Below are 2,147 nucleotides of genomic sequence, written 5' to 3'. Positions count from 1 at the left end.
GCCCGGGAGAGCTCCACTTAATCGGCTCGCCGATATCATTCGGCCTCATTATACTGGCTTTAGTGTCGGTCGGGGAACGTGATCGCCGCGACTGTGTACCCTTCCAGTGCAATTATGTCGGATGTCGTCTTTGCGATCGCGGGCGGAGCGGAGGCCGTAGTCTGGTCCACCCATACCTTCTGTCCGCCGCTGGAGCCTGGAACGTGGATTTTTTGTGGATGCTGGCTCTTATTCACCAGCAAGAGGCGCCGCTCGCCACCTTTCGTGACGACTGGCAACGCGTAAACATAGGGGTGGTGACGACCCTGGTCCAGGGCGACGATTCTATCGCCGGCGCTAAAGTAGTGATGTAACAGTTGGAGCACGCGAAACCGTGGATTTGGCTCGCCGGTGGTCCAGTCAAGTAGAGAGATTGGGTGCTGACGAGGCTCACCTGCTAAGAGCATCGATGCTTTAACAACGTCGATTCCCATCCGGCTAAGTTCGCCGAACAAATACGCGTACAACGCTCCGGAGAGATACCAGTGGGAGTCAGGAATTGGAGGTGCTGTTGCGTCGACCGGCGGGGGCCATGGGGCTTCTTGTGAGTGAAATGCGCCAATCTCGCCTATCATTGTCCGAGTCTCGGGAGATAGCCTCGAACGAATGTTCTCCACGTAGCGAACGGTGGTCAAGAACTTCTCGGCCTGGTTGAAGAACGTGTAACCGTGAACTTCTGGGCTCTCTTCAGGGGTTGGGCCGGCATAAAAATGATATGCAATATAATCTAGTGGAATGCCCGGCTCATGGTTATTGCGGTCAAGAAAATACTCGAAGAAGCGAGGGTTCATAGATGGGTACGCCAGCGACATGCCGACAAATTTTAGATCTGGTTGCACCTTCCGCATCGCCAGGACTACTTGATCATACAACTTCGTATAGATCTCCGGTGTCATGGCGTGCTCAATATCGGGTTCGTTTAAGACGCCCCAGAAAGGGACCGAGTAGTGATGTCCGGATTCATGTCGTCTACCTATTTCATCAACAAAGCCGCCCTGGGTGTACCAACTGAGGAGTCTTGCGTAGTAGCCGGCTATCTCCTTGAAGGTCGGATCTCGAGGTTCGGTGCCTTGCGTGTAGCTGTTTGTGGCCTCGTTGGGGTTGGCCGGGTATTCTACGGGCTTGGCCGTTCTCCACATCCATTGTGGGATGGTGCTGAAGTTTAGAACGACTGGGTGTCCGTTTGTGGCTTCGAAGAAGTCTATCGTCATCGGATCAATCAGAGAGAAATCCCAGGAAGTCGTCGTGTTCGTTGGCGGCTCAAGTTCGGCTACCACCAGCTTAGGATACGGCAGCCATGGGATATAGCGAACATAGTCGGTGCCAAGCTCGCGCAGGGTCTTGTATGCATTCTCTCCGATGATGTTCCCGCGGCGGAAGAACGGGTTCACCGCGACCTGCAGTGATGGCGTTGTTTTCGAGACTCGCTCCGTAGTCTGCCAATCAGCTGAGACAGTCGTGAATGTGGTCATGGCATATACCTCGGGGGATACTTTCGATTGGTGTTCGTCGAGGATGCCGGCGAGATGGATGATCCTGTCCATTACAGCGGCTACCTCAGCGACTGCGGTCGTTCATCTTGTGGCCGCACGATTTACGCGGTTCTGCTCATCCTGTCGCGCCCCCATGGTCAAGTCCAGCCCATACTCTTGATACCCATTATTAGACTGGGTGATTTATGAGATGCGGACCGAGGTCTCGCCAGATCCGCCGGCGATCAGGGCCGCGAGGCCGATTAAGGCCGCGAAAAATCCGCAGGTGCTCTCCAAGCGTTCATATACGGGCATTCGCGATCAGCGACCTAGCCCAAGTAATTCACGGGAGGCTGGCGGATGTGGTGCAAGTCCTCGAAATAACGTAGGAGTTGGTTGCTTAAGCCGGTTCCAATCATTCCCGGAGACCAATCCGCCCATGGATAATCCTAGGCTGCCGCTGAGGGTCTGTCAGCAGTAGGCGGCAAGTCCGTCATCGACCGTTTCGAATGGCGGTATGCTGTCATCCGACAGCGGCGTTCTGGCTCTGGCCGAGGCGGAAAAGCGGCTGCGGGTCGCCGAGCGCCTGTATTGATGATCCGCGCTGCCCGGACCAGGGCGTCTACAACTTGGCCG

At 55.6% G+C, this 2,147-nt stretch carries 1 protein-coding gene; it reads right to left on the bottom strand.

What is annotated here, in order from left to right; genetic code table 11:
- Positions 1-59: 59 nt before the first annotated feature.
- Positions 60-1,583 carry a glycosyl hydrolase family 39 gene (locus EN780_RS32670; RefSeq protein WP_128276330.1) on the bottom strand — a complete coding sequence of 508 codons (1,524 nt, stop codon included), beginning with the start codon at positions 1,581-1,583 and terminating at the stop codon, positions 60-62.
- Positions 1,584-2,147: the final 564 nt, after the last annotated feature.

It is taken from the genome of Mesorhizobium sp. M4B.F.Ca.ET.089.01.1.1 (assembly GCF_004022605.1).
GTDB lineage: Bacteria > Pseudomonadota > Alphaproteobacteria > Rhizobiales > Rhizobiaceae > Mesorhizobium > Mesorhizobium abyssinicae.
This window is presented reverse-complemented; position numbering and strand designations above follow the sequence as displayed.

Coding starts and splice junctions, on each gene's coding strand:
- EN780_RS32670 (WP_128276330.1), bottom strand. CDS start 1,583: ATGGACAGGATCATCCATCTCGCCGGCATCCTCGACGAACACCAATCG.